Consider the following 24,221-nt stretch of genomic DNA (forward strand, 5'->3'; position numbering starts at 1 on the left):
TGTGAACCCGAACCAATGGGGGAGCGGGCTTGCCTGCGATAAGGCCAGTACAGGCAACACCAATAACCAATGCCCATCAGAGGCAGCACCTCAATAACCGTGAGGCCGACACCGTGATCCAGACCCTGACCCACCTTCCCCATCCCCACGAAGACGGGGCCACCCTCGCCAGCCATTTCACCGACCTGGCACCGCCCCTCAACGCGCGCCAGGCACAACTGGAAGCCTCGCGCTGCCTGTATTGCTATGACGCGCCCTGCGTGAACGCATGCCCCAGCGAGATCGACATCCCCTCGTTCATCCGCAATATCCACACCGAAAACGTACAAGGCGCAGCGCAGAAAATCCTCTCGGCCAACATCCTCGGCGGTAGCTGTGCGCGTGTCTGCCCTACGGAAATCCTGTGCCAGCAAGCCTGCGTGCGTAACAACGCCGAGGAGTGCGCGCCGGTGCTGATTGGCCTGTTGCAACGTTATGCCGTCGATAACGCGCACTTCACCGAGCACCCTTTCCACCGCGCCGCCGCCACCGGCAAGCGCATTGCCGTGGTCGGTGCCGGCCCCGCGGGCCTGGCTTGCGCCCACCGCAGTGCGCTGCACGGTCATGACGTGGTGATATTCGAAGCCCGGGAGAAAGCCGGTGGCCTGAATGAATACGGGATCGCCAAGTACAAACTGGTGGACGATTTCGCGCAGAAGGAGCTGGATTTTCTCCTGCAGATCGGTGGCATCGAGATCCGTCACGGTCAACGCCTGGGGGACAACCTCACGCTCAGCGAACTGCACCAGCAATTCGATGCGGTCTTCCTCGGGCTCGGCCTGGCCGCGAGCAAGCAGTTGGGCCTGCCCCACGAAGACGCGCCGGGCCTGCTCGCCGCCACCGACTACATCCGCGAGCTGCGCCAGGCCGATGACCTGACCCAACTGCCGCTGGCCGATCGCTGCATCGTGCTCGGCGCGGGCAATACCGCGATCGACATGGCCGTGCAAATGGCCCGCCTCGGCGCCCGCGACGTCAACCTCGTCTATCGTCGAGGCCTGGCAGACATGGGCGCCACCCAGCATGAACAGGACATCGCCAAGGCCAACCAGGTGCGCCTGCTGACCTGGGCCCAGCCCGATGCCGTGCTGCTGGATGACCTGGGCCATGTACGTGGCATGCGCTTTTTGCGCACGCGCATGGAGAACGGCCGCCTGCACCCCACCGGCGAAACCTTCGAGCTGGCGGCCGATGCGATCTTCAAAGCCATCGGCCAGGGGTTCGACAACGAGGCGCTGCATGATCCACTGGCGCAGCAACTGCACCGCGTCGGCGAACGCATCTTCGTCGACGAACAACTGCGCACCAGCATTCCCGGCGTATACGCCGGTGGTGATTGCGTCAGCCTCGGCCAGGATCTCACCGTGCAGGCCGTGCAACATGGCAAGCTGGCCGCTGAAGCCATGCACGCCCAACTCATGCTGAATGTGGAGGCCGCGTAATGGCCGATCTCTCGATTGTGTTCGCCGGTATCAAAGCCCCCAACCCTTTCTGGCTGGCCTCCGCGCCGCCCACCGACAAGGCCTACAACGTGGTCCGCGCCTTCGAAGCGGGCTGGGGCGGCGTGGTGTGGAAAACCCTGGGTGAAGACCCGGCGGCGGTCAACGTGTCGTCACGTTACTCGGCGCACTACGGCGCCAACCGTGAAGTGCTGGGCATCAACAATATCGAGTTGATCACCGACCGCTCCCTGGAGATCAACCTGCGCGAAATCACCCAGGTGAAAAAGGACTGGCCCGACCGCGCGCTGATTGTGTCGCTGATGGTGCCGTGCGTTGAAGAATCCTGGAAAAACATCCTGCCGCGGGTGGAAGCCACTGGCTGCGACGGTATCGAACTGAACTTCGGCTGCCCCCACGGCATGCCCGAGCGCGGCATGGGCGCGGCGGTGGGCCAGGTGCCGGAGTATGTGGAACAGGTGACGCGCTGGTGCAAGACGTATTGCTCGCTGCCGGTGATCGTCAAGCTCACGCCGAATATCACCGACATCCGCGTGGCGGCGCGGGCGGCCTATCGTGGGGGGGCGGACGCGGTGTCGTTGATCAACACCATCAACTCCATCACAAGCGTGGACCTGGAACGCATGGTCGCCCTTCCCGTCGTTGGCACCCAGAGCACCCATGGCGGTTACTGTGGTTCTGCGGTGAAGCCGATTGCACTGAACATGGTCGCCGAAATCGCCCGCGACCCACAGACGCAGGGGCTGCCGATCTGCGGCATTGGCGGTATCGGCAACTGGCGCGACGCCGCGGAATTCGTCGCCCTGGGTTGCGGCGCGGTACAAGTGTGCACAGCGGCGATGCTGCACGGGTTCCGGATTGTGGAAGAAATGAAAGACGGGCTGTCGCGGTGGATGGACAGTCAGGGCTACCAGAGCTTGCAGGAGTTTTCCGGGCGGGCGGTGGGCAACACCACGGATTGGAAGTACCTGGACATCAACTACCAGGTGATCGCGAAAATCGACCAGGCGGCGTGCATTGGCTGCGGGCGTTGCCATATTGCCTGCGAGGATACGTCGCACCAGGCCATCGCCAGTCTGAAGCAGGCGGACGGCACGCATAAGTACGAGGTGATCGATGATGAGTGCGTGGGCTGCAACTTGTGCCAGATCACCTGTCCGGTGGCGGACTGTATCGAGATGGTGCCCATCGACACCGGCAAGCCGTTCTTGAATTGGACGCAGGATCCGAGGAATCCCTACAGGGAGGCCGTGTAACCCCTTAGACCGCTATCGCAGGCAAGCCAGCGCCTCCAGTTGACTGCAGCCCTTCAGGCCGAACGCAGTCAACTGGGGGGGGCTGGCTTGCCTGCGTCAAGGCCCTGCACCGTCACGCAGATTCAAGGCTCCAATCCAATCCCGCGCAAGATCACACTGGTCACCGTCTGTATCGCCTTCTCGAACTGCATGTCCGACAACGGCTGGTGATCGTTGAGGATCTTCACCTGATGATCAAAGTCGGCATAGTGCTGGGTCGAGGCCCAGATCATGTAGAGCAGGCTCGACGGCTCCACCGGCAGGATACGTTTGTCTTCCACCCACTGGCGGATCTTCGCTTCCTTCATCTTGGCCCAGTCGTACAGGCTCGCGTCCAGCGCCTCGCCGAGGGTCGGCGCGCCGTGGATGATTTCATTGGCCCAGACTTTCGAGCCATACGGCCGCGTGCGCGAGCGCTGCATCTTGGCGCGGATGTAACTGCTGAGCACCACCCGGGGGTCATCGAAGGTCTCGAAGCTCAGGGCGTCCTGCTTCCACACTTCCAGCAGGTCGAACAGCACAGCGCTGTACAGCTCGCTCTTGGTGGTGAAGTAGTAATGCAGGTTGGAGCGCGGCAGTTGCACTTCTTCGGCAATATCGGCCATGGCGGTGCTGCCATAGCCTTTTTCGGCGAAGATTTTCTCCGCCGCCAGCAGGATTTTTTCGACGTTGACCCGACGAATTCCGATCTTGTGATTGCCCATAAGGGCTCCCTGACAACAACTTGGCTTAAAGACTACCATCGGCTCTAGATCGCGGCGACAGGCCATAATGAAACTTCTGACGCGAACCTTTCCACCGAAAATCGGATTGGTTAGGATCGCGGTCCCCATGAAGGATCATTGCAATGACTATTCGACCTCGCGTGGCCGCCGACGACCCCGTGCTGGGAGCGCTGTGGGAGCGCTCGGTACGCGCCACCCATGACTTCCTCCCCGAGGATGACATTCAACGCCTGCTCCCCCTGGTGCGCGACGCTTACCTGCCGATGCCTGCCCTGGATGTGTGGGTGTATGAGGACCCACTGGGTATCGCTGGTTTTATTGGCACTGGCGGGCACAATGTAGAAATGCTGTTTATCGACCCCGACCGTCGTGGCCAGGGCATCGGCCGCCAGTTACTGGACCACGCCCGCGCCCGCCACGACACCCTCACCGTCGATGTAAACGAACAAAACCCCCAGGCCGTGGGGTTCTACCTGCACTATGGTTTTATCCAGGTCGCGCGCTCGCCGCTGGATGGCGAGGGCAAGCCCTTTCCCTTGCTGCACATGGCTCTACCGACTCCCTGAACCCAAAGGTATTGAACAATGTCGATCAAGAAAAGCCTCACCACTGTTGCCCTGCTCGCCTCCCTCCTGGGCGCCTCGGCGGCATTTGCCCATGCGCACCTCAAGAGCGCGGAGCCCGCGGCAGACAGCAGCGTTAGCGCGCCAAAGGACCTGCGCCTGACGTTCAGCGAAGGGGTAGAAGCCACGTTCACCAAGGTGTCCCTGAGCAAGGACGGCACCGAAATCGCAATCAAGGGCCTGGAAACCCCGGACGCCGACAAGAAAGTCCTCGTCGTCACGCCGGCCGCACCGTTGGCTGCCGGTAACTATAAGGTGGTGTGGAACGCGGTCTCGGTCGACACCCACAAGAGCAACGGTGAATACAGCTTCAAGGTCGGCCAATAACCCATGGCGACCCTGCTGGTGCTGTGCCGCTTCCTGCATTTCATCGTCGTATTGTTGATGTTCGGGGCCTGCGTGTTCAGGCCCTGGCTGGTGGGCGCTGAACCGCAACCGGTACTGGACCGGCAACTTCACCGTATCACCCGTGGGCTGGCCTGGCTGGGGTTGGGCTCCGGTATCGCCTGGTTGCTGTTGATCACTGCCAGCATGGCCGGCAGTTGGGAGGCGGCCTTGCAACCGGCCACGGTGCAATTGGTCCTGGGCAAGACCTTTTTTGGGCAGGTGTGGACCTGGCACCTGCTGTTGAACCTGCTGCTGGTGATCGTGCTGTGCAAACCCTGGCCGGCGTTGCGCCTGCCGGTGATCGCGTTGCTGTTGGCCACCCTGGCGCCGGTTGGTCATGGCGCCATGCTCGATGGACTCAGCGGGCAATTGCTGATTCTCAACCAGGTGGTGCATCTGGTCTGTGTGGGGGCTTGGCTCGGCGGCTTGCTACTGCTCGTACTGATCCTCAGGCAGTCGAACCGCTACCCGTTGCAGCCGATCCTCCAGCGCTTCAGCGGTGTGGGTTATGGCTTGGTGGCCGGCTTGCTGGTGACCGGCTTGATCAACGTACGCGTGCTCACCGGGCAGCTGTGGCCCACGCCGCTGTTCAACGGCTTCGCCCTGATCCTGTTGATCAAGGTGCTGCTGGTATTCGGCATGCTGGCATTGGCCTTGCTGAACCGACTGCGTATCGAACGATGCGAAGAGCGACTGGGCACGCTGAAGGCCAGCGTAATGCTGGAATGGTTATTGGGTGTATCGGCGGTAGCCGCCGTTTCCCTGCTGGGCACCCTACCGCCGATGGTCCTGGCCGGCTAAACACCAAGGTTGAAATGCACGCCATGTGGGCGCTTGCTTGCCTGCGATGCAAACAGTTCGGTGCATCAGGCGCTCCGAGGCGAAGCCATCGCCGGCAAGCCAGCGCCCACATTGAGCGTGCCCGCTTTTGAGCGAATCACTCCTAGTCATCGTATAACTTCTGCTTGACAGCCCGCGGAAACCTCGCAAATATTCCGCTCAATGTTGTACGACGACGTACGACAAATAATAAAAACAACAAAAGAAACGGAGCTCCCCTGTGAGTCAATTCGCCCGCAATGCTTCATCGTGTATCGGCCTCCTTGGCCTCGGCAGCCTGGCGCTTACCCTCCCCCCCAGCGCTCAGGCAGACGGTTTTATCGACGACGCCAAGGCCACGCTCAACCTGCGCAACGCCTACTTCAACCGCAACTTCACGAACCCGACCAACCCCCAGGGCAAGGCGCAAGAGTGGACGCAGAACTTCATTCTCGATGCCAAGTCCGGCTTCACCCAAGGCACCGTGGGGTTCGGGATTGACGTGCTGGGCCTGTATTCGCAAAAGCTCGACGGCGGCAAGGGCACGGGGGGTACGCAATTGCTGCCGATCCACGACGACGGCCGCCCCGCCGACAACTTCGGCCGACTGGGCGTGGCGCTGAAAACCAAGCTGTCGAAGACCGAATTGAAGGTTGGCGAGTGGATGCCGGTGCTACCGATCCTGCGCTCCGACGACGGCCGGTCGCTGCCCCAGACCTTCCGTGGCGGCCAGGTCACCTCCAGCGAAATCGCCGGCCTGACCCTCTACGGCGGCCAGTTCCGCGGTAACAGCCCGCGTAACGACGCGAGCATGGAAGACATGTTCATGAACGGCAAAGCCGCGTTCACCTCCGACCGCTTCAACTTCGGTGGCGGCGAATACACCTTCAACGACAAACGCACCCAGGTCGGCGTGTGGTACGCCGAGCTCACCGATATCTACCAGCAACAGTATTTCAACCTGACCCACAGCCAACCCGTGGGCGACTGGACCCTTGGCGCCAACCTCGGTTTTTTCAATGGCAAGGAAGACGGCAGCGCCCTGGCCGGCGACCTCGACAACAAGACCGCCTTCGCCTTGCTTTCGGCCAAGTACAACGGCAACACCTTCTATGTGGGCCTGCAAAAACTCACCGGCGACAGCGTATGGATGCGGGTCAACGGCACCAGCGGCGGCACGCTGGCCAACGACAGCTACAACGCCAGCTACGATAACGCCAAGGAAAAATCCTGGCAGGTGCGCCATGACTTCAACTTCGTGGTGCTCGGCATTCCCGGACTCACCTTGATGAACCGCTATATCAGCGGCAGTAACGTGCACACCGGGGCGATCACCGACGGCAAGGAATGGGGCCGCGAATCGGAACTGGCCTACACAGTGCAAAGCGGTGCGCTGAAGGATCTGAATGTGCGCTGGCGCAATTCGACCCTGCGTCGTGATTTCAGCAACAATGAGTTCGACGAGAATCGGCTCTTTATCAGCTACCCGATCTCCCTGTTGTAAGGTTTCGGATCGGGCGCAAACTTGGAGTCAATGCATGTCGCCTGTAATAGCGTTGACAACCCGGGGAATCAATAACGATACTTCCAGCATAGTCATACGACAACCTACAACAACAATGGAACCCTCATGACCACCACCACTACGCCACCTGTTCCATTCAACCGCCTGCTGCTTACCGGTGCTGCCGGTGGCCTGGGCAAAGTCCTGCGCGAACGCCTGCGCCCGTATGCCAATGTGCTGCGCCTGTCGGACATCGCCAACATGGCCCCGGCTGCCGACGCGTCCGAAGAAGTGCAACCCTGCGACCTCGCCGACAAACAAGCGGTGCACCATCTGGTAGAAGGCGTCGATGCGATCCTGCATTTTGGCGGCGTATCGGTGGAGCGTTCTTTTGAAGAGGTGCTTGGCGCCAACATCTGCGGCATCTTTCATATCTACGAAGCGGCCCGTCGCCATGGCGTCAAGCGCGTGATCTTCGCCAGCTCCAACCACGTGATCGGCTTTCACAAGCAGGGCGAGATCCTTGACGCCCACTCGCCGCGCCGCCCGGACAGCTACTATGGTTTGTCCAAGTCCTACGGCGAAGACATGGCCAGTTTCTACTTTGATCGCTACGGCATCGAGACCGTGAGCATTCGCATCGGCTCGTCGTTTCCGGAACCGCAGAACCGCCGCATGATGCATACCTGGCTGAGTTTCGACGACCTCACGCAACTGCTGGAGCGTGCGCTGTACACCCCCAACGTCGGCCACACCGTGGTCTACGGCATGTCGGCCAACCTCGACACCTGGTGGGACAACCGCTACGCCGCGCACTTGGGTTTTGCCCCCAAGGACAACTCCGAAGTGTTCCGCGCCCAGGTCGAAACCCAGCCGCCCGTGGCCGACAATGACCCGGCCAAGGTCTACCAGGGCGGCGCGTTCTGCGCGGCAGGGCCGTTCGGTGACTGACCAATGAATGCTGAACTGATTGTTGACGCGCGTAATGCCGTGGGCGAATGCCCGGTATGGGTCCCCGAGGAAAACGCGCTGTATTGGGTGGATATCCCTAACCGTGGGCTGCAACGCTGGAGCGCCGCCAGCGGCCATATCGCCGCCTGGAAAGCCCCACAGATGCTCGCGTGTATCGCCCGCACCACGGCGGGTAACTGGGTCGCCGGCATGGAAAGCGGTTTTTTCCAGCTCACACCGCACAACGACGGCAGCCTCGACACCACGCCCCTGGCGAGTGTCGAGCACCCGCGCGCGGACATGCGCCTGAATGACGGCCGCTGTGATCGCCAGGGCCGCTTCTGGGCCGGCAGCATGGTGTTGGACATGGGCCTGAACGCAGCCGAGGGTATCCTCTACCGCTACGCGGCCGGCGCAGCACCTTGTGCGCAACTTGACGGTTTTATCACCCTCAATGGCCTGGCGTTCAGCCCGGATGGCCGCACGATGTATGCCTCCGATTCCCACCCGCTGGTGCAGCAGGTCTGGGCTTTCGACTACGACATCGACACTGGCACGCCCTCCAATCGCCGCGTGTTCGTGGACATGCACCAGCACCTCGGCCGCCCCGACGGTGCCGCCGTCGATGCCGACGGCTGCTACTGGATCTGCGCCAACGACGCCGGGCTGGTCCACCGTTTCACGCCCGACGGCCGCCTGGATCGCTCCCTGGTGGTCCCGGTGAAGAAGCCCACCATGTGCGCCTTTGGCGGCAGTCGCCTGGAGACATTGTTCGTCACTTCCATCCGCGATGATCAGAGCGAACAGTCGCTGTCCGGCGGCGTGTTCGCCCTCAACCCCGGCGTGCAAGGGTTGCCCGAACCCACCTTCGCGCTCCAGGTGCATGGCGAATGCTGATCGAACTGGAAGACGCCCTCACCCTCCTCACCCTGGCGCCAGCCGTGGGTGGCAGCATCGTCAACTGGCGTGTACTCGCGAGTGGGCAACCGTTGTTGCGGCACAGCGATGAGCAGGCAGTGAACACCGGACTGCCGGGCAAGCTGGGGTGCTATCCGCTGGCGCCCTGGTCCAACCGGATTGCCGAAGGCGGTTTCGACAACCCCGGCGGGTGGCTGGCCCTGACGCCCAACAGTCCGCTGGACCCGCTGCCGATTCATGGCTCGGCCTGGCAACGGGTGTGGCAGGTCGTCAGTCAGTCGAAGAATGAGGTGGTGCTGGAAGTACTCTGCGACACGCCGTTCGCCTATCGCGCCGAGCAGCGGTTTGGGTTGAACAACGGTGAGCTGAGCATCACGCTGCGGGTGACCCATCTGGCTGAACAGCCTGCATGGCATGGGCTGGGATTGCATCCCTACCTGCCACGGACAGCGGGTACCCGGTTGCAGGCCACGGCGTCGCAGGTGTGGATGAGTGATGCATCCAAGCTGCCCACGGGGTTGGCGCCGGTGCCAGAGGCCTGGAACTTCGGGGCATTGAAAGCCCTGCCGGAAACCCTGGTGGACAACGGTTTTTGCCAGTGGGACGGCCACTGCAGGATCGAGCAACCGCAGCTGGATTACGCGCTGGAATGCCAGGCGAGCGGCGCGGATTACTTCTTGCTGTACTGCCCGCCGGGGCTGGAGTTCTTTTGCATCGAGCCGGTGAGTCACCCGGTGAATGCCCATCACCTGCCTGGCAGGCCGGGTTTGAAACTGCTGGAACAAGGCCAGTCAACCCAGCTGGATTTTACGCTGAAATACTCTCCCTTGTAGGAGCCCGCCAAGCAGGCATCTACAAGGGCGGAGTGTCAGGGCGGGCTGTTTTTCAGGCGTCCTGCGGTGTCGATACTGACCACCACCGACAACCCCGGCCGCAACCGCTCGCTTTCGGCCTGGTCCGGATCCACCGTAATCCTCACCGGCACGCGCTGGGCGATCTTCACAAAGTTGCCGGTGGCATTGTCCGCCTGCAACAGGCTGAACTCCGAGCCAGTGGCCGGAGAAATATGCTGCACCGTGCCATGGAATTTACGATGGTTCAGGGCATCCACCGTGAAGGTCACCGGCTGGCCGACTTGCACATTGTCCATCTGGGTTTCCTTCATATTGGCGATCACCCACAGCTGCTTCGGCACCAGCGCCATCAACTGCGCACCGGAATTGACGTAAGCCCCCAGTCGCACGCCAATCTGCCCCAGTTGGCCGTCACGGGGCGCGGTGATGCGGGTATTGGACAGGTCGATGCGCGCCAGCTCCACCGCCGCCTCGGCACTCGCCACGGCCGCTTCCAGGGAGCCGCGATTGACGATCACCGTCTGCAGGTCCTGACGCGCGATTTCCAGGCTGGCCTGGGCCTGGGCCACCGCCGCGATGGTCTGTGCGTTGGCGGCGCGGGTGACGTCCAACTCACGCTTGGACACCGAACCATCACTGATCAACTCCTCATTGCGACGCAAGTCGGCCGTGCTTTTGCGCGCCTGCGCCTGGCTGTCGACCAAAGCCGCCTGGCGCAGCTGGATGGTGGCTTCAGCGCTGTTGCGCTGCTGCACCACATTCGCCAGCGATGCCTTTTGCACCGCCAACTGCGCCAGCGCCTGGTCGAGGCGTTGCTTGTAGATGCGGTCGTCCAGGCGCACCAGCAGGTCACCCGCCTTCACGTACTGGAAGTCCTGTACCGGCACTTCGAACACATAGCCACTGAGCTGTGGGCCGATAATCGTCACCTGCCCGCGCACCAGGGCGTTCTCAGTGGTTTCCACCGCGCTGCTGAACGGCGGCAACTGCCAGGCATACAACACGATCAACACCCCGACGATGGCAATCGCGGCAAAGCCCAGGGACGAGACGATACGCACCCGCAAGGAACGCGGCTCGGTGACCGTGGCGCCGGGCGGCGTGGTGCCCTCCGGCGTGGAGGCAATGGCGTTGGTGGTCGAGGTGGTGGAAGTCGGTTCGGTCATGAAGAAGCGCCGCTGGGTTGAACGGAAGGGGCTGCTGCCTTGGTAGTGCTCAACAGCCACAGACTGCGGATAAAGATCCAGATCATGGTCAGTATCGCGATGATCGCGATCAGCATGAAGACATCGTTGTAAGCCATCACGTTTGCTTCACGGGTCGCCGCCGTGGCCAGGCTGCGAATGCCCATGAGGTTGCGCAACTCGGGGTCGGCGACAACGCCACCGTAGGCCGAGCCGCCGCTCTGCACCCGCGCGGCCACACGCGGGTCGAGCAGGGTCAAATGCTCGACGATCATGCTGGAGTGATACTTCTCGCGCACGATCTGGAACGTTCCCAGCAACGCCGCCCCCATCAGGCCGCCGAGGTTCTGGCAGATGCCGAACATCACCGAAAAACTCACCAGGTTGCGCGGGTTGGTCAGTACGTTCTTGGTGCCCAGCACCATGGTCGGCCCCAGGAAGAACGTACCGCCGAAGCCTAGCAGGAACTGGCTGACGTACAGGTTCTGCGGCCGGGTAAGGTTGCTGGAAAAGCTGTCCATCACCGACCCCGTGGCCATCAGCGCCAGGGAAATCACCAGCGGCATCAGCAAATGCGCCGGGTTGATGGTCAAGGCGCTGACCACCAGCCCGGCGATCGCCCCGGCCAGCATCACCACGTACAGCGTGTGCATCTGCTGGTAGCTCATGTTCAGCATCTGCATGAACCCCACCGCGCCGGTGGACTGCTCGGAGAGCACCATGCGAATCAGGACCACCGCCAGTGCCAGGCGAATCATCACGCCGCTGCCCAGCCAGCGGGTCATCAACAGCGGGTTGGCGCGGTTATGCTCGATGGCCAGGCCGGCCATGATCAGCACCAGGGAGCACGCCGAGGCCACGCCGATCCACGGCGCTTCCAGCCACCAGTCGATGCGGCCCAAGGACAGCACGGCGCAGAGCAGAGCGACACCGGTGGCGAGGATGGCGAAGGTCAGGAAGTCGAGTTTTTCGAAGGTCTTGAAGCGGTCGCCGGGCGGAAGTTTAAGCAGGAACACGCAGCCCAGGCAGATCAGCGCCATGCCCAATTCAAACAGGTACAGGCCGCGCCATTCGGCGATTTGCAGCAGGTCTTCGGAAAACAGGCGTGCCAGGGGTAAAGCCAGCTGCGCGGTACCCAGCCCCAGTACCAGCGCCTTCAAGCGCCACTTGGCCGGGAACGCCTGGATCATGTAGTACAACCCCAATGAACTCAGCGCCGCGCCAACCATCCCGTGGGCAGCCCGAACGGCGATGGCCGAGTTGAGGTCGTTGACGAACAAGTGACCGAAGGTCACCAGTGCGTATAGCACCAGGAACACTTCAGTGAATGCACGCAGGCCGAACTGCTGGCGGAACTTTACCAGCAACAGGTTCATGCACACGTTGGTCATTACATAGGCGGCGGGAAGCCAGGCCATTTCAGCGGTGGTCGCGCCGAGCGCGCCTTGCAGGTATTGCAGGTTGGCGATGACCAGCGCATTCCCCAAGCCCCCGGTAATCGCCACCAGCACGCCGACCATCGCAAATAGCCAACGCTTGTGCGTCGGGTGCAGCGGCGTCGACGGCGAACCGGGCAGGCTCGGCCGTTCGTGGGGCTCCCAGGTGTGGGGGGTGTATTTGTTCATTCGATGACCTAGATGACCCGACGAGGAACGTCGGTAGAACCATTACTCAGGGAGTAGTAAACCTGAGCGGAGTTCATCTTGCCATGTTGGGGTTGGGGGTGCAGCTATGGCCTGGGTCCCTATCCGTTACCCAGGTAGCGGCCACGCTGGGTTTTCTGCTCTTGCGCGGCTCAATTTCTGGAAGAGCGCCAGCAGTCACCAAAAGCGCGATGGCATCAACCGGGTGCGCCTGATGCACCGAGGTGCCCGCATCGCAGGCAAGCCAGCTCCCACAGAAAAACAGGTAGGTGATTGATCTCGCAACCAGATGCGACGGCCTCAAAACCCACTAATTACTCAGCGCCGAACTCGGTCAAAGGTGGGAGCTGGCTTGCCTGCGATGGCATCAACCCGGTAGGCCTGATGCACCGAGTTGCCCGCATCGCAGGCAAGCCAGCTCCCACAGAAAACAGGTAGGTGATTGATCTCTCAACCAAGTGCGACGGCCTCAAAACCCACGAATTACTCAGCGGCGAACTCGGTCAAAAGTGGGAGCTGGCTTGCCTGCGATGGCATCAACTGGGTGTGCCTGATGCACCGAGGTGCCCGCATCGCAGGCAAGCCAGCTCCCACAGAAAAACAGGTAGGTGATTGATCTCTCAACCAAGTGCGACGGCCCCAAAACCCACTAATTGCTCAGCGGCGAACTCGGTCAAAAGTGGGAGCTGGCTTGCCTGCGATGGCATCAACTGGGTGTGCCTGATGCACCGAGGTGCCCGCATCGCAGGCAAGCCAGCTCCCACAGAAAAACAGGTAGGTGATTGATCTCGCAGCCAAGTGCGACGGCCTCAAAACCCACTAATTACTCAGCGCCGAACTCGGTCAAAGGTGGGAGCTGGCTTGCCTGCGATAGCCTCAACCCGATATGCCTGATCTACCGAGATGCCCGCATCGCAGGCAAGCCGCCCCCCCACACCGGCCCCTTGCGCACTGAAGACACCCACCCAATTTCAAACCCACCCCAGCCAACTCCAATAAGTCGCCGCAAACACTAGCATCAACAGATACCCCACCAACGTGACCAAAACCCCCACCTTGGCAAACTGACGCGCCGTAAACGTCCCGGTCCCCAAACACACCATATTCTGCGGCGCATTGATCGGCAGGATAAACCCGTAACTCATCACAAACCCCAACAGCATGGTCATCCCCAGGCGACTGAACTCCCCCGGTAACGTCTGCAACACTGCAATCAAGATCGGCAACAGCGCCGAGGTCAATGCGGTGGCGCTGGCAAACCCCAGGTGAATCAGGATCAGGAACGCCCCAAGAATCGCAAACACACCCAACGGCCCGACCTGATCCAACCCCGTATGGGCCACGACAGTCGAACCCAACCATTGCCCGGCCTGAGTCGTGAGCAACGCCGTGCCCAGGCTGATGCCAACCCCGAACACAATCACCGTGCCCCATGGGATACGCGACTGCACATCCTTCCAGGTCATTACGCCGATGCCCGGCAACAGCAGGAACACCAACCCGGCGTAGGTGGTCGAGGTGGTGTCGAAACTGTGCAAGCGCCCTTCCGTGGCCCACGCCAACAGCAACAGCACCGACACACTCAACAGGCGCTTCTGCGGCCCGGTCATCGGGCCTATGTCCGCCAGCGATTGCGCCACCGCTTCTTTACCGCCCGGAATGCTGTCGGTTTCCGGCGGCAGCAATTTGAGCACGAGGAACAGCAACACTGCCGACATGATCAACGCCCACGGCGCGCCCGCGATCAGCCAGTCAAGCCAGGACACGCGCTGGCCGAGCATCTTGTCCATGAAGCCAACGGTGAGCAGGTTCTGCGCAGCGGCAGTCTGGATACCGACGTTCCAGATACTGGTGCCCTGGGCTACGACGATCATGATGCCGGCAGCGATGTTCGAGCGCTTGTCCACGCCGAACGCAGCAATCACCCCCATCATGATCGGCACCACACAGGCACTGCGTGCCGTGGCGCTGGGCACTACCAGGCTGAGCAGAATGGTCACCGCGATCGCCCCCAGCAGGATACGCCGGGTGCTGGTGCCGACCCGGCTCAGGGTCACCAGGGCAATGCGTCGGTCCAGGCCGGTGTGAGTCATCGCCGCTGCGATAAACAGCGCCCCCGCCACCAACGCCAGCGCCGGATTGGAAAACCCGGTGAGCGCCATGCTGATCGCCGGGCTGGTGCCGATCAGCTGGGCGGGGTCTTGCAGCGACGGCGCGGTGCCAAGCAGAAAAGCCATCAGCGAGGTGATCATGATCGCGCTGGCTTCATAGGACACCGCTTCGGTGATCCACACCACCACCGCAAACGCAAGAATCGCCAGCATGCGGTGCCCGGCCACCGGCAAGTCGGTGGGCAGCGGCAACAGCAGCACCCCGGCCATCACCAGCACGGCAGCCACCAGGCCGAGGGGCAGTTTGAAGGATGCAGCGGTTGTCGCGGGGGCGTTCATGGTGGGCTCCGTAGCCGTCAAATCAGGCTACGAGCATGACGCGAAATGCCGGGGGTCATGTTGACAGGTATCAACGCCCTAGGCCGGTCACTGCCTCACACGGCTCAGCCCCCGTCTCAGAGGAACGCGTGGAGCAGCATTCCAGCAGCCACCACCACACACAGGCTGGCAAACCCCACCTGCAAGGTCCGCGCGGGAATCACCGAACACAGGCGCCGCCCGGCCAGCATGCCGACGATGCTTGCGCCGACAAACACCCAGCCCAGCGGCTCGATGCGCACACCGGCATGGAAGGCACCAGCCACTCCGATCAGCGAAAGCAGGCTGATCACCATCAGGGAGGTGGCAACGATGCCGCGCATCTGCACGTCGGTGAGTTGCTTGAACGCCGGCACGATCAGGAAACCGCCGCCAACGCCCAGCAGGCCGGAAACCGCACCGGTTACCGCGCCTAGGGCAGCCAGGGTCGCGCTGCATTTGGCCGTCCAGGCCAGGCGCCCGGTCTGCTGGTCGAGCATGCAGTTCTTCTGGCCCCAGGACGCGGCGCCATGGTCACTCGGCCCCGCCTCACGTTTTTCACGCTGCAACATGCGCCAGGCCACCAGCACCATCAACGCACTGAACAGGCCCATCAGCAGCGCTTCCGGCAATTGGTGGGCAAGAAACACGCCCACGGGCGAAAACAGCGCGCCGAGCAAGGCGATCAGCAACGCGGCGCGGTAACGCACCAGGCCATGACGCAAACCATCAATAGCGCCCACCGCCGCCGCCGCGCCCACGGCGAGCAACGACACCGGCGCGGCCTGGGTCATGCTCAAGCCCAGGCCCAGCACCAGCGCCGGCACCCCGAGGATGCCGCCGCCCGCGCCCGTCAGGCCCATGACCAGGCCCATCAATAAACCCAACACGCTGGCCAGCAGCATTCAGTCCACCTTGCTCAGGCGGGTCAGCCACTCGCGCCCCTTGAGCATGCCGTTCCAGTAGAACCACGGCAGCAAGGTGGCCTTGAGGAACCACATCGAGCGACGTGCCTGGGTCGGGTCCAGGGGAAAGGTCGGCAGCAGCTTGCCGCCATAGCCAAACTCGGCCAGTACCACTTTGCCCTTCTCTACTGTCAGCGGGCAGGAACCGTAGCCGTCGTACTTGAGCGGCAGCGGTGCCTGTTTGCGCAGGGCCAGGAGGTTTTCGGCGACCACCACGATTTGCTTGCGCACCGCAGCGGCGGTCTTTGCATTGGTGGTGCCGCACACGTCGCCCAGCCCGAAGATATGCGGGTAGCGCAGGTGCTGCAGGCTCTGCGGGTTCACTTCGCACCAGCCGGCAGCGTCGGCCAGGGGGCTTTGGCGGATAAAATCCGGCGACACTTGCGGCGGGACCACATGCAGCAAGTCGAAGGATTTTTCTTCAACGCTGACATTGCCTTCGGCATCCTTGACCTCGAACCAGGCCTTGCGTGCAGGGCCGTCAACCTTCACCAGGTTGGAGTTGAACGCCAGTCGGGCATTGTACTTTTCCACGTACTTCATCAGCGGCGGCACAAAAGTCGGCACGCCGAACAGCGCAGCGCCGGCCAGGTCGAATTCGACGTCGATGTTTTTCAGCACACCCTGCTTGAGCCAATGATCACAGGACAGGTACATGGCTTTCTGCGGCGCGCCTGCGCATTTGATCGGCATGGCAGGCTGGGTAAAGATCGCCTTGCCGCCCTTGAGCTGCTGCACCAGCTGCCAGGTATAGGCGGCGTGCTGGTAGCTGTAGTTGGAGGTGACGCCATGCTTGCCGAGCGTGTCGTGAAGCCCTTCGACCTTCTCCCAGGCCAGGCGCAGGCCGGGGCAGACGATCAGGTTGTTCCAGCTGACGCGCTGGCCATTGTCGAGGACCAGCGTTTGCTCCTCTGGCAGCACCTCGGTGACCGCGGCCTGCACCCAGGTGACGCCGTTGGGCAGTACGTCGGCCAGCGCGCGGCGGGTCTTCTTCACGTCGTAGGCGCCGCCGCCCACGAGGGTCCAGGCGGGCTGGTAGCAGTGGTAGTCGCTGGGTTCGATCAGGGTGATATTCAGGTGGGGGTCGCGCTTGAGCAGGCTGGCCAACAGGCCGATGCCCGCCGAGCCGCCGCCGATGACTACGATATCGCCACTGATGGTAGGGCCCCAGTGTTGTTCGGTCATGGTCTATCGCCTTTGTAATACATGCACACAAGGGTCGCTGCCGGATGGCGTCACGCCCAGCTTTTTATGACCGCGCCGCAGTACAGCCCGGACAGGGTCTTCATCACTTGGATCACTTCATGGCTGGCCAGCCCGTAGAAGATGTACTTGCCTTCCCGACGGGTGGCGACCAACCCTTCGTCCCGCAGGATGCCCAACTGTTGTGACAGCGTGGGCTGGCGCACGCCAGTCAAGGCTTCGAGCTCGCCGACGTTGCGCTCGCCCTGGGTCAACTGGCACAGGATCAACAAACGGTCCTCATTGGCCAGCGCCTTGAGCAAGGCACACGCCTTGGACGCCGATGCGCGCAGTTGGGCGACTTCGCCCTCACTCAGAGTAGATTCCATTTGCCTCGGGTCCTTTCTGTCACTTAAGCTCAAAACATTATGTGTAAACATAAACTGATTGTAACTACTTTTTTCTTCATCGGGGACAGCCGCCATGCCAGCGTTGATTCAAGCTTTTCTGGACGAGGCATCGTCGACCTTTACCTACGTCGTCTATGAAACCAACGGTGGCCCCTGTGCCATCGTCGATTCGGTGCTCAACTACGACCCGGCCTCGGGGCGCACCGACACCGCCCAGGCCGACAAGGTCATCCGCTTCGTGCGCGAGCACGGCTTGCACGTGCAATGGCTGCTGGAAACCCATGCCCACGCCGATCATCTCTCCGCCGCGCCCTACCTGCGCCGAACGCTGGGCGGCAAGATCGCGATCGGGCAGTCCATCAGCAAGGTGCAGGACGTGTTCAAGAACCTGTTCAACCTGGAGCCGGAGTTCCGGGTCGATGGGTCCCAGTTCGATCACCTGTTTGCACCGGATGAAATCTTTCACATCGGCAGCCTGAAGGCCCAGGCCCTGCATGTGCCTGGGCATACCCCGGCGGACATGGCCTACCTGATCGAGGACCGGTTGATCCTGGTGGGCGATACGCTGTTCATGCCGGATGTGGGCACGGCGCGCTGTGATTTCCCGGGCGGCGATGCGCGGCAGTTGTATGCCTCGATGCGCAAGCTGTTGGCCTTTGCACCTGAAACCCAGCTGTATGTGTGCCATGACTACCCGCCTGAGGGCCGTGAGGCCAAGTGCCTGACCACGGTGGCCGAGCAGCGCGCGGGAAATATCCATGTGCATGACGGGGTGGATGAGGCGGCGTTCGTGGCGATGCGTACCCAGCGCGATGCCGGGCTGGGGATGCCGACGCTGTTGTTGCCGGCGATCCAGGTGAATGTGCGGGCGGGGAATATGCCGCCAGCGGAGGAGAATGGCGTGACTTACCTGAAGATCCCCCTCAACCAACTGTAAAAACCTCGACCCCTGTGGGCGCTGGCTTGCCTGCGCCCACAGTAGTTGGGGGTTGAGTCAGGAGCCGAGGCTGATGCCGTTGGCCGGCAATGGCAGCGCGGTTTTGTAGCGCACCTGCTTGAGCGCAAAACTTGAGCGGATGTTGGCGACGCCCGGCACCTTGGTCAAAAAGTCCATCATGAAGCGTTCCAGCGACTGGATCGTCGGCACCAACACCCGGATGAGGTAGTCCGGGTCGCCGGCCATCAGGTAGCACTCCATCACCTCGGGTCGGTCGGAGATCGCGCCTTCGAACTGCTGCAACGCCAACTCATTCTGCTTTTCCAGGCTCACGTGGATGAATACGTTCACGTGCAGGCCCAGCAGGTCGGCATCCAGCAGCGTGACCTGCTCTCGGATCAGGCCCAATTCTTCCATCGCCTTCACCCGGTTGAAACACGGCGTGGGCGACAGGTTCACCGAGCGGGCCAGGTCGGCGTTGGTGATCCGCGCATTCTCCTGCAGGGCGTTGAGAATGCCGATATCGGTACGGTCCAGTTTGCGCATGAGACAAAATCACCTATTTATTATGTTTATGCAGGTTTTTTATCCGCAAATGATCGCGGGCGCAACGAAACAGAGATAAATATTCTTCTACGCCACGCCTATGATTGTTGTAGGACAAGATTTCTCCTACCCGGAGCCTGACTGTCAGCTAGCGCGCCCACTACAAGAAATTCACAAGATAGAGCGTAGAAAGCCATGACCCAGCAGTACGAACCACTGCGCCTGCACGTCCCTGAACCCTCGGGCCGTCCAGGCTGCAAGACCGACTTTACCTACCTGCGCCTCACCGACGCCGGCCTGGTGCGCAAACCCGCCATCGACGTAGAACCCGCCGACACCGCCGACCTGGCCAAGGGCCTGATCCGCGTGCTCGACGACCAGGGCCAGGCCCTGGGGCCATGGGCCGAAGGCGTGCCCGTGGAGATCCTGCGCAAGGGCATGCGCGCCATGCTCAAGACGCGAATCTTCGACAACCGCATGGTGGTCGCCCAGCGTCAGAAAAAAATGTCGTTCTACATGCAAAGCCTCGGCGAAGAAGCCATTGGCAGCGCCCAGGCCCTGGCCTTGAACATTGATGACATGTGCTTCCCCACCTACCGCCAGCAAAGCATCCTGATGGCCCGCGACGTGCCACTGGTGGATCTGATCTGCCAACTGCTGTCCAACGAGCGCGACCCGCTCAAGGGTCGCCAGTTACCGATCATGTATTCAGTGAAAGACGCCGGCTTCTTCACGATTTCCGGCAACCTTGCGACCCAATTCGTACAAGGCGTGGGTTGGGGCATGGCCTCGGCGATCAAGGGCGATACCAAGATCGCCTCCGCCTGGATCGGCGACGGCGCCACCGCCGAATCCGACTTTCATACGGCACTCACCTTCGCCCACGTCTACCGCGCGCCGGTGATCCTCAACGTGGTCAACAACCAGTGGGCCATCTCCACCTTCCAGGCGATTGCCGGCGGTGAAGCCACGACGTTCGCCGGACGCGGCGTGGGTTGTGGTATCGCCTCCCTGCGCGTGGACGGCAACGACTTCATCGCGGTCTACGCCGCTTCCGCGTGGGCAGCGGAACGCGCACGCCGCAACCTGGGGCCAACGTTGATCGAGTGGGTCACCTACCGCGCTGGCCCGCACTCGACCTCCGATGACCCGTCCAAATACCGCCCCGCCGATGACTGGAGCCACTTCCCCTTGGGCGACCCGATCGCCCGCCTCAAGCAGCACCTGATCCAGATTGGCCAGTGGTCCGAAGAGGAACACGCGGCGGTCAGTGCCGAGCTTGAAGCCGAAGTGATTGCAGCGCAAAAACAAGCCGAACAGTACGGCACCCTTGCCGGCGGCCAGATTCCAAGCGCCGCGACCATGTTCGAAGACGTCTATAAAGAGATGCCGGAGCACTTGAAGCGCCAGCGTCAAGAGTTGGGGATCTGACATGAACGATCACAACAACAGCATTGAAGTGGAAACCGCCATGACCACCACCACCATGACCATGATCCAGGCCTTGCGCTCGGCCATGGATGTGATGCTTGAGCGTGACGACAACGTGGTGGTATTCGGCCAGGACGTCGGCTACTTCGGCGGCGTGTTCCGGTGCACCGAAGGCTTGCAGACCAAGTACGGCAGCTCGCGGGTATTTGACGCACCGATTTCGGAAAGCGGCATTATCGGCGTAGCGGTGGGCATGGGTGCCTATGGCTTGCGCCCGGTCGCCGAGATCCAGTTCGCCGACTACGTCTACCCCGCTACCGACCAGATCATCTCCGAGGCGGCGCGCCTGCGTTATCGCTCGGCCGGCCAGTTCACCGCGCCGTTGACCATGCGCATGCCGTGCGGCGGCGGCATCTACGGTGGCCAGACCCACAGCCAGAGTATCGAAGCGGTGTTCACCCAGGTCTGCGGCCTGCGCACGGTGATGCCCTCCAACCCCTATGATGCCAAGGGCCTGCTGATCGCCTCGATCGAAAACGATGACCCGGTGATCTTCCTGGAACCCAAGCGCCTGTACAACGGCCCGTTCGACGGCCACCACGACCGCCCGGTTACCCCGTGGTCGAAACACCCGCAAGCCCAAGTGCCGGATGGTTACTACACCGTACCGCTGGACGTGGCCGCCATCGTGCGTCCAGGCTCGGCCGTTACCGTGCTGACCTATGGCACCACAGTGTATGTGTCGCAAGTCGCCGCCGAAGAAACCGGCATCGATGCCGAAGTCATCGACCTGCGCAGCCTGTGGCCGCTGGACCTGGAAACCATCGTCAACTCCGTGAAGAAGACCGGCCGTTGCGTGGTGGTGCATGAAGCCACCCGCACCTGCGGCTTTGGTGCCGAACTGGTGTCGCTGGTGCAGGAGCATTGCTTCCACCACCTGGAAGCGCCGATCGAACGCGTCACCGGCTGGGACACACCCTACCCGCACGCGCAAGAGTGGGCGTATTTCCCAGGGCCGTCCCGCGTGGGCGCGGCGTTGAAACGGGTCATGGAGGTCTGAATGGGCACGCACGTTATCAAGATGCCAGACATTGGCGAAGGCATCGCTGAAGTTGAACTGTCGGTGTGGCATGTGAAGGTTGGCGACCTCGTGGTTGAAGACCAGGTGCTGGCGGATGTCATGACCGACAAGGCGATGGTGGACATTCCCTCGCCAGTGCACGGCAAGGTCATTTCCCTCGGCGGCGAGCCGGGCGAAGTCATGGCCGTGGGCAGTATTCTGATCAGCATCGAAGTGGAAGGCGCAGGCAATACCAAGGACGCGCCCGTGGCTGCTGAAGCAGTGAAAGCTGCGCCAGCGCCGGTCGTTGAAGCCAAGCCAGCACCTGCACCTGCACCTGTGAGCAAACCCGCGCCCGCCGTAGCCGCCCAAGCCCCCGTGGCACGCGAGGCCGACGAGCGGCCCCTGGCCTCCCCCGCCGTGCGCAAGCATGCGCTGGACGCCGGTATTGCGTTGCGCCTGGTTCAGGGCTCCGGCCCGGCCGGCCGGATTCTGCACGAAGACCTGGACGCTTACTTGCTCCAGGGTCCAACGCCAACCAAAACCGCTGCCAACCCCTACGCCGAACGCAACGACGAAGAACAGATCCCGGTGATCGGCATGCGCCGCAAGATCGCCCAGCGCATGCAGGACGCCACCCGGCGCGCCGCGCACTTCAGCTATGTGGAAGAAATCGACGTCACTGCTCTGGACGAACTGCGCGTGCACCTCAATGAGAAACACGGTGCCACGCGCGGCAAGCTGACCCTGCTGCCGTTCATCGTACGCGCCATGGTCGTGGCGTTGCGGGACTTCCCGCAGATCAATGCGCGCTACGACGACGACGCGCAGGTCATCACCCGCCTTGGCGCCGTGCACGTGGGCGTCGCCACCCAGAGTGATGTGGGCTTGATGGTGCCGGTGGTGCGCCACGCCGAAGCTCGCAGCCTGTGGGGCAATGCCGAGGAAATCGCACGCTTGGCCACTGCGGCGCGCAACGGCAAGGCCAGCCGTGACGAGCTGTCCGGCTCGACGATCACCCTGACCAGCCTGGGCGCACTTGGCGGCATCGTTAGCACGCCCGTGCTGAACCTGCCGGAAGTGGCCATCGTGGGCGTCAACCGCATCGTCGAACGGCCAATGGTGATCAAGGGCCAAATTGTAGTGCGCAAGATGATGAACCTCTCCAGCTCCTTCGATCACCGGGTGGTCGATGGCATGGACGCGGCGCAATTCATCCAGGCCATTCGCGGCCTGCTCGAACAACCCGCCAGCCTGTTCCTGGAGTAAGGGCATGACTCAAACATTGCACACCACCCTGCTGATCATCGGCGGCGGCCCTGGCGGTTACGTGGCCGCCATTCGCGCCGGCCAACTGGGCATCCCGACCGTCCTGGTGGAAGGCCAGGCGTTGGGCGGTACCTGCCTGAATATCGGCTGCATTCCGTCCAAGGCCTTGATCCATGTGGCCGAACAGTTCCAGCAAACCATTCATCACAGCCAGGGCTCGCACCTGGGCATCGAAGTGGATGTGCCGACCCTAGACATCCGCAAGAGCGTGGAATGGAAAGACGGCATCGTCGATCGCCTGACCACTGGCGTCGCTGCGCTGCTGAAGAAACACAAGGTGCAGGTGATCCACGGTTGGGCCAAGGTTGTCGACGGCAAGACCGTCGATGTTGGCGACCAGCGCATCCAGTGCGAACACCTATTGCTGGCCACCGGCTCGAAAAGCGTCAACCTGCCGATGCTGCCGATTGGCGGGCCGATCATCTCGTCCACCGAAGCGCTGGCCCCCACTCGAGTGCCCAAGCGCTTGATCGTGGTGGGTGGCGGCTACATCGGCCTGGAGTTGGGGATTGCGTACCGCAAGCTCGGCGCCGACGTCAGCGTGGTCGAGGCCCAGGACCGCATCTTGCCAGCCTATGACGCCGAATTGACCCAGCCGGTGAACGAATCCCTCAAGCAACTGGGGGTGAAGCTGTACCTCAAGCACAGCGTCACTGGTTTTGCGGATAACAAGCTGCAGGTACGTGATCCAAACGGCGACACGTTGTCGCTGGACACAGACCAGGTGCTGGTCGCCGTGGGACGCAAACCCAACACCCAGGGCTGGAACCTCGAGGCGCTCAGCCTGGAGATGAACGGTGCGGCGATCAAGATCGACAGCCGCTGCCAGACCAGCATGCGCAACGTGTGGGCCATCGGCGACCTGAGCGGCGAGCCGATGCTGGCCCACCGAGCCATGGCCCAGGGTGAAATGGTCGCCGAACTGATCAGCGGCAAGTCCCGCGAATTCAACCCGGCAGCGATCCCGGCGGTGTGCTTTACCGACCCGGAACTGGTGGTGGTCGGCAAGACACCGGATGAAGCCAAGGCGGCCGGCCTGGACTGCATCGTGTCGAGTTTCCCGTTCGCCGCCAATGGCCGGGCCATGACCCTGGAGTCCAAGACCGGCTTCGTACGGGTGGTGGCACGCCGTGACAACCACCTGATCGTCGGCTGGCAAGCCGTGGGGGTGGGTGTTTCGGAGCTGTCCACCGCGTTCGGCCTGTGCCTGGAAATGGGTTCGCGCCTGGAGGACGTGGCCGGCACTGTCCACGCCCACCCGACCCTAGGAGAGGCTGTGCAGGAAGCCGCCTTAAGGGCTTTGGGGCACGCGTTGCACCTGTAAAACCGCGGTGGGGCCATCGCAGGCGAGCCAGCTCCCGCAGGGGAATGCACTCCAAATGGGGGAGCCGGCTTGCCTGCGACAGCGGTGGATCAGCCAACACACCTGCTGAATGGGCCACCCACCCGCTCCCACACCGGCCAAGAATGAAGTATTGTTGCGCCCATCCA

At 62.3% G+C, this 24,221-nt stretch carries 22 protein-coding genes; 14 read left to right on the plus strand and 8 right to left on the minus strand.

Going from position 1 to position 24,221, the window contains the following annotated elements:
* The first annotated feature begins 113 nt into the window (after positions 1 to 113).
* Together CQ002_RS25520 and preA are read left to right on the plus strand one after the other, a co-directional pair.
* Positions 114 to 1,481, plus strand: coding sequence for an NAD(P)-dependent oxidoreductase (locus tag CQ002_RS25520; RefSeq protein WP_034107292.1), 1,368 nt, complete (start codon positions 114 to 116; stop codon positions 1,479 to 1,481).
* The gene (preA, locus tag CQ002_RS25525; protein ID WP_034107294.1) at positions 1,481 to 2,755 is read left to right on the plus strand and encodes an NAD-dependent dihydropyrimidine dehydrogenase subunit PreA; all 1,275 of its coding nucleotides are present in this window, start codon (positions 1,481 to 1,483) and stop codon (positions 2,753 to 2,755) included. Before CQ002_RS25520 ends, preA begins: the two co-directional genes overlap by 1 nt.
* Before the next feature lie 122 nt (positions 2,756 to 2,877).
* On the opposite strand, the gene CQ002_RS25530 is transcribed toward preA, so the two are convergent.
* Positions 2,878 to 3,498 carry a TetR/AcrR family transcriptional regulator gene (locus tag CQ002_RS25530; RefSeq protein ID WP_034107296.1) on the minus strand — a complete coding sequence of 207 codons (621 nt, stop codon included), beginning with the start codon at positions 3,496 to 3,498 and terminating at the stop codon, positions 2,878 to 2,880.
* Positions 3,499 to 3,641: 143 nt separating this feature from the next.
* On the opposite strand from CQ002_RS25530, the gene CQ002_RS25535 reads away from it, so the two are divergent.
* The 7 genes from CQ002_RS25535 (at position 3,642) to CQ002_RS25565 (ending at position 9,554) form a co-directional block, all read left to right on the plus strand.
* Positions 3,642 to 4,085 (plus strand): GNAT family N-acetyltransferase, encoded by a 444-nt coding sequence (locus tag CQ002_RS25535; protein ID WP_034107298.1) that lies wholly within the window; start codon positions 3,642 to 3,644, stop codon positions 4,083 to 4,085.
* 18 nt (positions 4,086 to 4,103) lie between these two features.
* A complete protein-coding gene (copC, locus tag CQ002_RS25540; protein WP_034107300.1) occupies positions 4,104 to 4,469 on the plus strand; it encodes a copper homeostasis periplasmic binding protein CopC in 366 nt (121 codons plus the stop codon).
* Positions 4,470 to 4,472: 3 nt separating this feature from the next.
* Positions 4,473 to 5,330 carry a copper homeostasis membrane protein CopD gene (gene copD, locus CQ002_RS25545; RefSeq protein WP_034107302.1) on the plus strand — a complete coding sequence of 286 codons (858 nt, stop codon included), beginning with the start codon at positions 4,473 to 4,475 and terminating at the stop codon, positions 5,328 to 5,330.
* Between the two features lie 259 nt (positions 5,331 to 5,589).
* Complete coding sequence (locus tag CQ002_RS25550) at positions 5,590 to 6,852, plus strand: OprD family porin (RefSeq protein ID WP_034107304.1); 1,263 nt, start codon at positions 5,590 to 5,592, stop codon at positions 6,850 to 6,852.
* 126 nt (positions 6,853 to 6,978) lie between these two features.
* Entirely contained in the window at positions 6,979 to 7,803 is an 825-nt protein-coding gene (locus CQ002_RS25555) for an NAD(P)-dependent oxidoreductase (RefSeq protein WP_034107306.1), read from the plus strand.
* Positions 7,804 to 7,806: 3 nt separating this feature from the next.
* Positions 7,807 to 8,700, plus strand: coding sequence for an SMP-30/gluconolactonase/LRE family protein (locus CQ002_RS25560; protein WP_034107308.1), 894 nt, complete (start codon positions 7,807 to 7,809; stop codon positions 8,698 to 8,700).
* Complete coding sequence (locus CQ002_RS25565) at positions 8,694 to 9,554, plus strand: aldose 1-epimerase (RefSeq protein WP_174555858.1); 861 nt, start codon at positions 8,694 to 8,696, stop codon at positions 9,552 to 9,554. Before CQ002_RS25560 ends, CQ002_RS25565 begins: the two co-directional genes overlap by 7 nt.
* A gap of 35 nt (positions 9,555 to 9,589) precedes the next feature.
* On the opposite strand, the gene CQ002_RS25570 is transcribed toward CQ002_RS25565, so the two are convergent.
* The 6 genes from CQ002_RS25570 to CQ002_RS25595 all read right to left on the minus strand — a co-directional run bounded on the left by CQ002_RS25570 (position 9,590) and on the right by CQ002_RS25595 (position 17,406).
* Positions 9,590 to 10,741 (minus strand): HlyD family secretion protein, encoded by a 1,152-nt coding sequence (locus tag CQ002_RS25570; RefSeq protein ID WP_034107311.1) that lies wholly within the window; start codon positions 10,739 to 10,741, stop codon positions 9,590 to 9,592.
* Positions 10,738 to 12,384 carry an MFS transporter gene (locus CQ002_RS25575; RefSeq protein ID WP_034107313.1) on the minus strand — a complete coding sequence of 549 codons (1,647 nt, stop codon included), beginning with the start codon at positions 12,382 to 12,384 and terminating at the stop codon, positions 10,738 to 10,740. The genes CQ002_RS25570 and CQ002_RS25575 overlap by 4 nt, the downstream gene beginning before the upstream one ends.
* Before the next feature lie 989 nt (positions 12,385 to 13,373).
* Positions 13,374 to 14,852: a DASS family sodium-coupled anion symporter gene (locus tag CQ002_RS25580; RefSeq protein WP_069077757.1), complete on the minus strand. Its 1,479-nt coding sequence runs from the start codon at positions 14,850 to 14,852 to the stop codon at positions 13,374 to 13,376.
* 116 nt (positions 14,853 to 14,968) lie between these two features.
* The gene (locus CQ002_RS25585; protein ID WP_069077756.1) at positions 14,969 to 15,775 is read right to left on the minus strand and encodes a sulfite exporter TauE/SafE family protein; all 807 of its coding nucleotides are present in this window, start codon (positions 15,773 to 15,775) and stop codon (positions 14,969 to 14,971) included.
* On the minus strand, positions 15,776 to 17,020 hold the full coding sequence (locus CQ002_RS25590; RefSeq protein ID WP_105162528.1) for an FAD/NAD(P)-binding oxidoreductase: 1,245 nt from the start codon (positions 17,018 to 17,020) through the stop codon (positions 15,776 to 15,778). It lies immediately after the preceding gene.
* Positions 17,021 to 17,070: 50 nt separating this feature from the next.
* Complete coding sequence (locus CQ002_RS25595) at positions 17,071 to 17,406, minus strand: helix-turn-helix transcriptional regulator (RefSeq protein ID WP_003174875.1); 336 nt, start codon at positions 17,404 to 17,406, stop codon at positions 17,071 to 17,073.
* 94 nt (positions 17,407 to 17,500) lie between these two features.
* Between CQ002_RS25595 and CQ002_RS25600 the strand changes: the two genes are divergently transcribed.
* Positions 17,501 to 18,364, plus strand: a complete 864-nt coding sequence (locus tag CQ002_RS25600; protein ID WP_069077754.1) for an MBL fold metallo-hydrolase — start codon at positions 17,501 to 17,503, stop codon at positions 18,362 to 18,364.
* A 57-nt stretch (positions 18,365 to 18,421) separates the two neighbouring features.
* Here CQ002_RS25600 and bkdR read toward each other — a convergent pair whose 3' ends face one another.
* A complete protein-coding gene (bkdR, locus tag CQ002_RS25605) occupies positions 18,422 to 18,910 on the minus strand; it encodes a Bkd operon transcriptional regulator BkdR (protein ID WP_003174877.1) in 489 nt (162 codons plus the stop codon).
* A 195-nt stretch (positions 18,911 to 19,105) separates the two neighbouring features.
* On the opposite strand from bkdR, the gene CQ002_RS25610 reads away from it, so the two are divergent.
* From CQ002_RS25610 to lpdA, 4 genes are read left to right on the plus strand one after another with little or no spacing between them, the layout of a single operon-like run.
* Positions 19,106 to 20,341 (plus strand): 3-methyl-2-oxobutanoate dehydrogenase (2-methylpropanoyl-transferring) subunit alpha, encoded by a 1,236-nt coding sequence (locus CQ002_RS25610; RefSeq protein ID WP_034107320.1) that lies wholly within the window; start codon positions 19,106 to 19,108, stop codon positions 20,339 to 20,341.
* Between the two features lies 1 nt (position 20,342).
* Entirely contained in the window at positions 20,343 to 21,401 is a 1,059-nt protein-coding gene (locus CQ002_RS25615) for an alpha-ketoacid dehydrogenase subunit beta (protein WP_034107322.1), read from the plus strand.
* Positions 21,402 to 22,670, plus strand: coding sequence for a dihydrolipoamide acetyltransferase family protein (locus CQ002_RS25620; protein WP_034107324.1), 1,269 nt, complete (start codon positions 21,402 to 21,404; stop codon positions 22,668 to 22,670).
* A 4-nt stretch (positions 22,671 to 22,674) separates the two neighbouring features.
* Positions 22,675 to 24,054, plus strand: a complete 1,380-nt coding sequence (gene lpdA, locus CQ002_RS25625) for a dihydrolipoyl dehydrogenase (RefSeq protein WP_034107328.1) — start codon at positions 22,675 to 22,677, stop codon at positions 24,052 to 24,054.
* Positions 24,055 to 24,221: the final 167 nt, after the last annotated feature.

The organism is Pseudomonas sp. MYb13, from assembly GCF_002980075.1.
GTDB lineage: Bacteria > Pseudomonadota > Gammaproteobacteria > Pseudomonadales > Pseudomonadaceae > Aquipseudomonas > Aquipseudomonas lurida.

Coding starts and splice junctions, on each gene's coding strand:
- preA (WP_034107294.1), top strand. CDS start 1,481: ATGGCCGATCTCTCGATTGTGTTCGCCGGTATCAAAGCCCCCAACCCT.
- CQ002_RS25530 (WP_034107296.1), bottom strand. CDS start 3,498: ATGGGCAATCACAAGATCGGAATTCGTCGGGTCAACGTCGAAAAAATC.
- CQ002_RS25535 (WP_034107298.1), top strand. CDS start 3,642: ATGACTATTCGACCTCGCGTGGCCGCCGACGACCCCGTGCTGGGAGCG.
- copC (WP_034107300.1), top strand. CDS start 4,104: ATGTCGATCAAGAAAAGCCTCACCACTGTTGCCCTGCTCGCCTCCCTC.
- copD (WP_034107302.1), top strand. CDS start 4,473: ATGGCGACCCTGCTGGTGCTGTGCCGCTTCCTGCATTTCATCGTCGTA.
- CQ002_RS25555 (WP_034107306.1), top strand. CDS start 6,979: ATGACCACCACCACTACGCCACCTGTTCCATTCAACCGCCTGCTGCTT.
- CQ002_RS25560 (WP_034107308.1), top strand. CDS start 7,807: ATGAATGCTGAACTGATTGTTGACGCGCGTAATGCCGTGGGCGAATGC.
- CQ002_RS25565 (WP_174555858.1), top strand. CDS start 8,694: ATGCTGATCGAACTGGAAGACGCCCTCACCCTCCTCACCCTGGCGCCA.
- CQ002_RS25570 (WP_034107311.1), bottom strand. CDS start 10,741: ATGACCGAACCGACTTCCACCACCTCGACCACCAACGCCATTGCCTCC.
- CQ002_RS25575 (WP_034107313.1), bottom strand. CDS start 12,384: ATGAACAAATACACCCCCCACACCTGGGAGCCCCACGAACGGCCGAGC.
- CQ002_RS25580 (WP_069077757.1), bottom strand. CDS start 14,852: ATGAACGCCCCCGCGACAACCGCTGCATCCTTCAAACTGCCCCTCGGC.
- CQ002_RS25585 (WP_069077756.1), bottom strand. CDS start 15,775: ATGCTGCTGGCCAGCGTGTTGGGTTTATTGATGGGCCTGGTCATGGGC.
- CQ002_RS25590 (WP_105162528.1), bottom strand. CDS start 17,020: ATGACCGAACAACACTGGGGCCCTACCATCAGTGGCGATATCGTAGTC.
- CQ002_RS25595 (WP_003174875.1), bottom strand. CDS start 17,406: ATGGAATCTACTCTGAGTGAGGGCGAAGTCGCCCAACTGCGCGCATCG.
- CQ002_RS25600 (WP_069077754.1), top strand. CDS start 17,501: ATGCCAGCGTTGATTCAAGCTTTTCTGGACGAGGCATCGTCGACCTTT.
- bkdR (WP_003174877.1), bottom strand. CDS start 18,910: ATGCGCAAACTGGACCGTACCGATATCGGCATTCTCAACGCCCTGCAG.
- CQ002_RS25610 (WP_034107320.1), top strand. CDS start 19,106: ATGACCCAGCAGTACGAACCACTGCGCCTGCACGTCCCTGAACCCTCG.
- CQ002_RS25615 (WP_034107322.1), top strand. CDS start 20,343: ATGAACGATCACAACAACAGCATTGAAGTGGAAACCGCCATGACCACC.
- CQ002_RS25620 (WP_034107324.1), top strand. CDS start 21,402: ATGGGCACGCACGTTATCAAGATGCCAGACATTGGCGAAGGCATCGCT.
- lpdA (WP_034107328.1), top strand. CDS start 22,675: ATGACTCAAACATTGCACACCACCCTGCTGATCATCGGCGGCGGCCCT.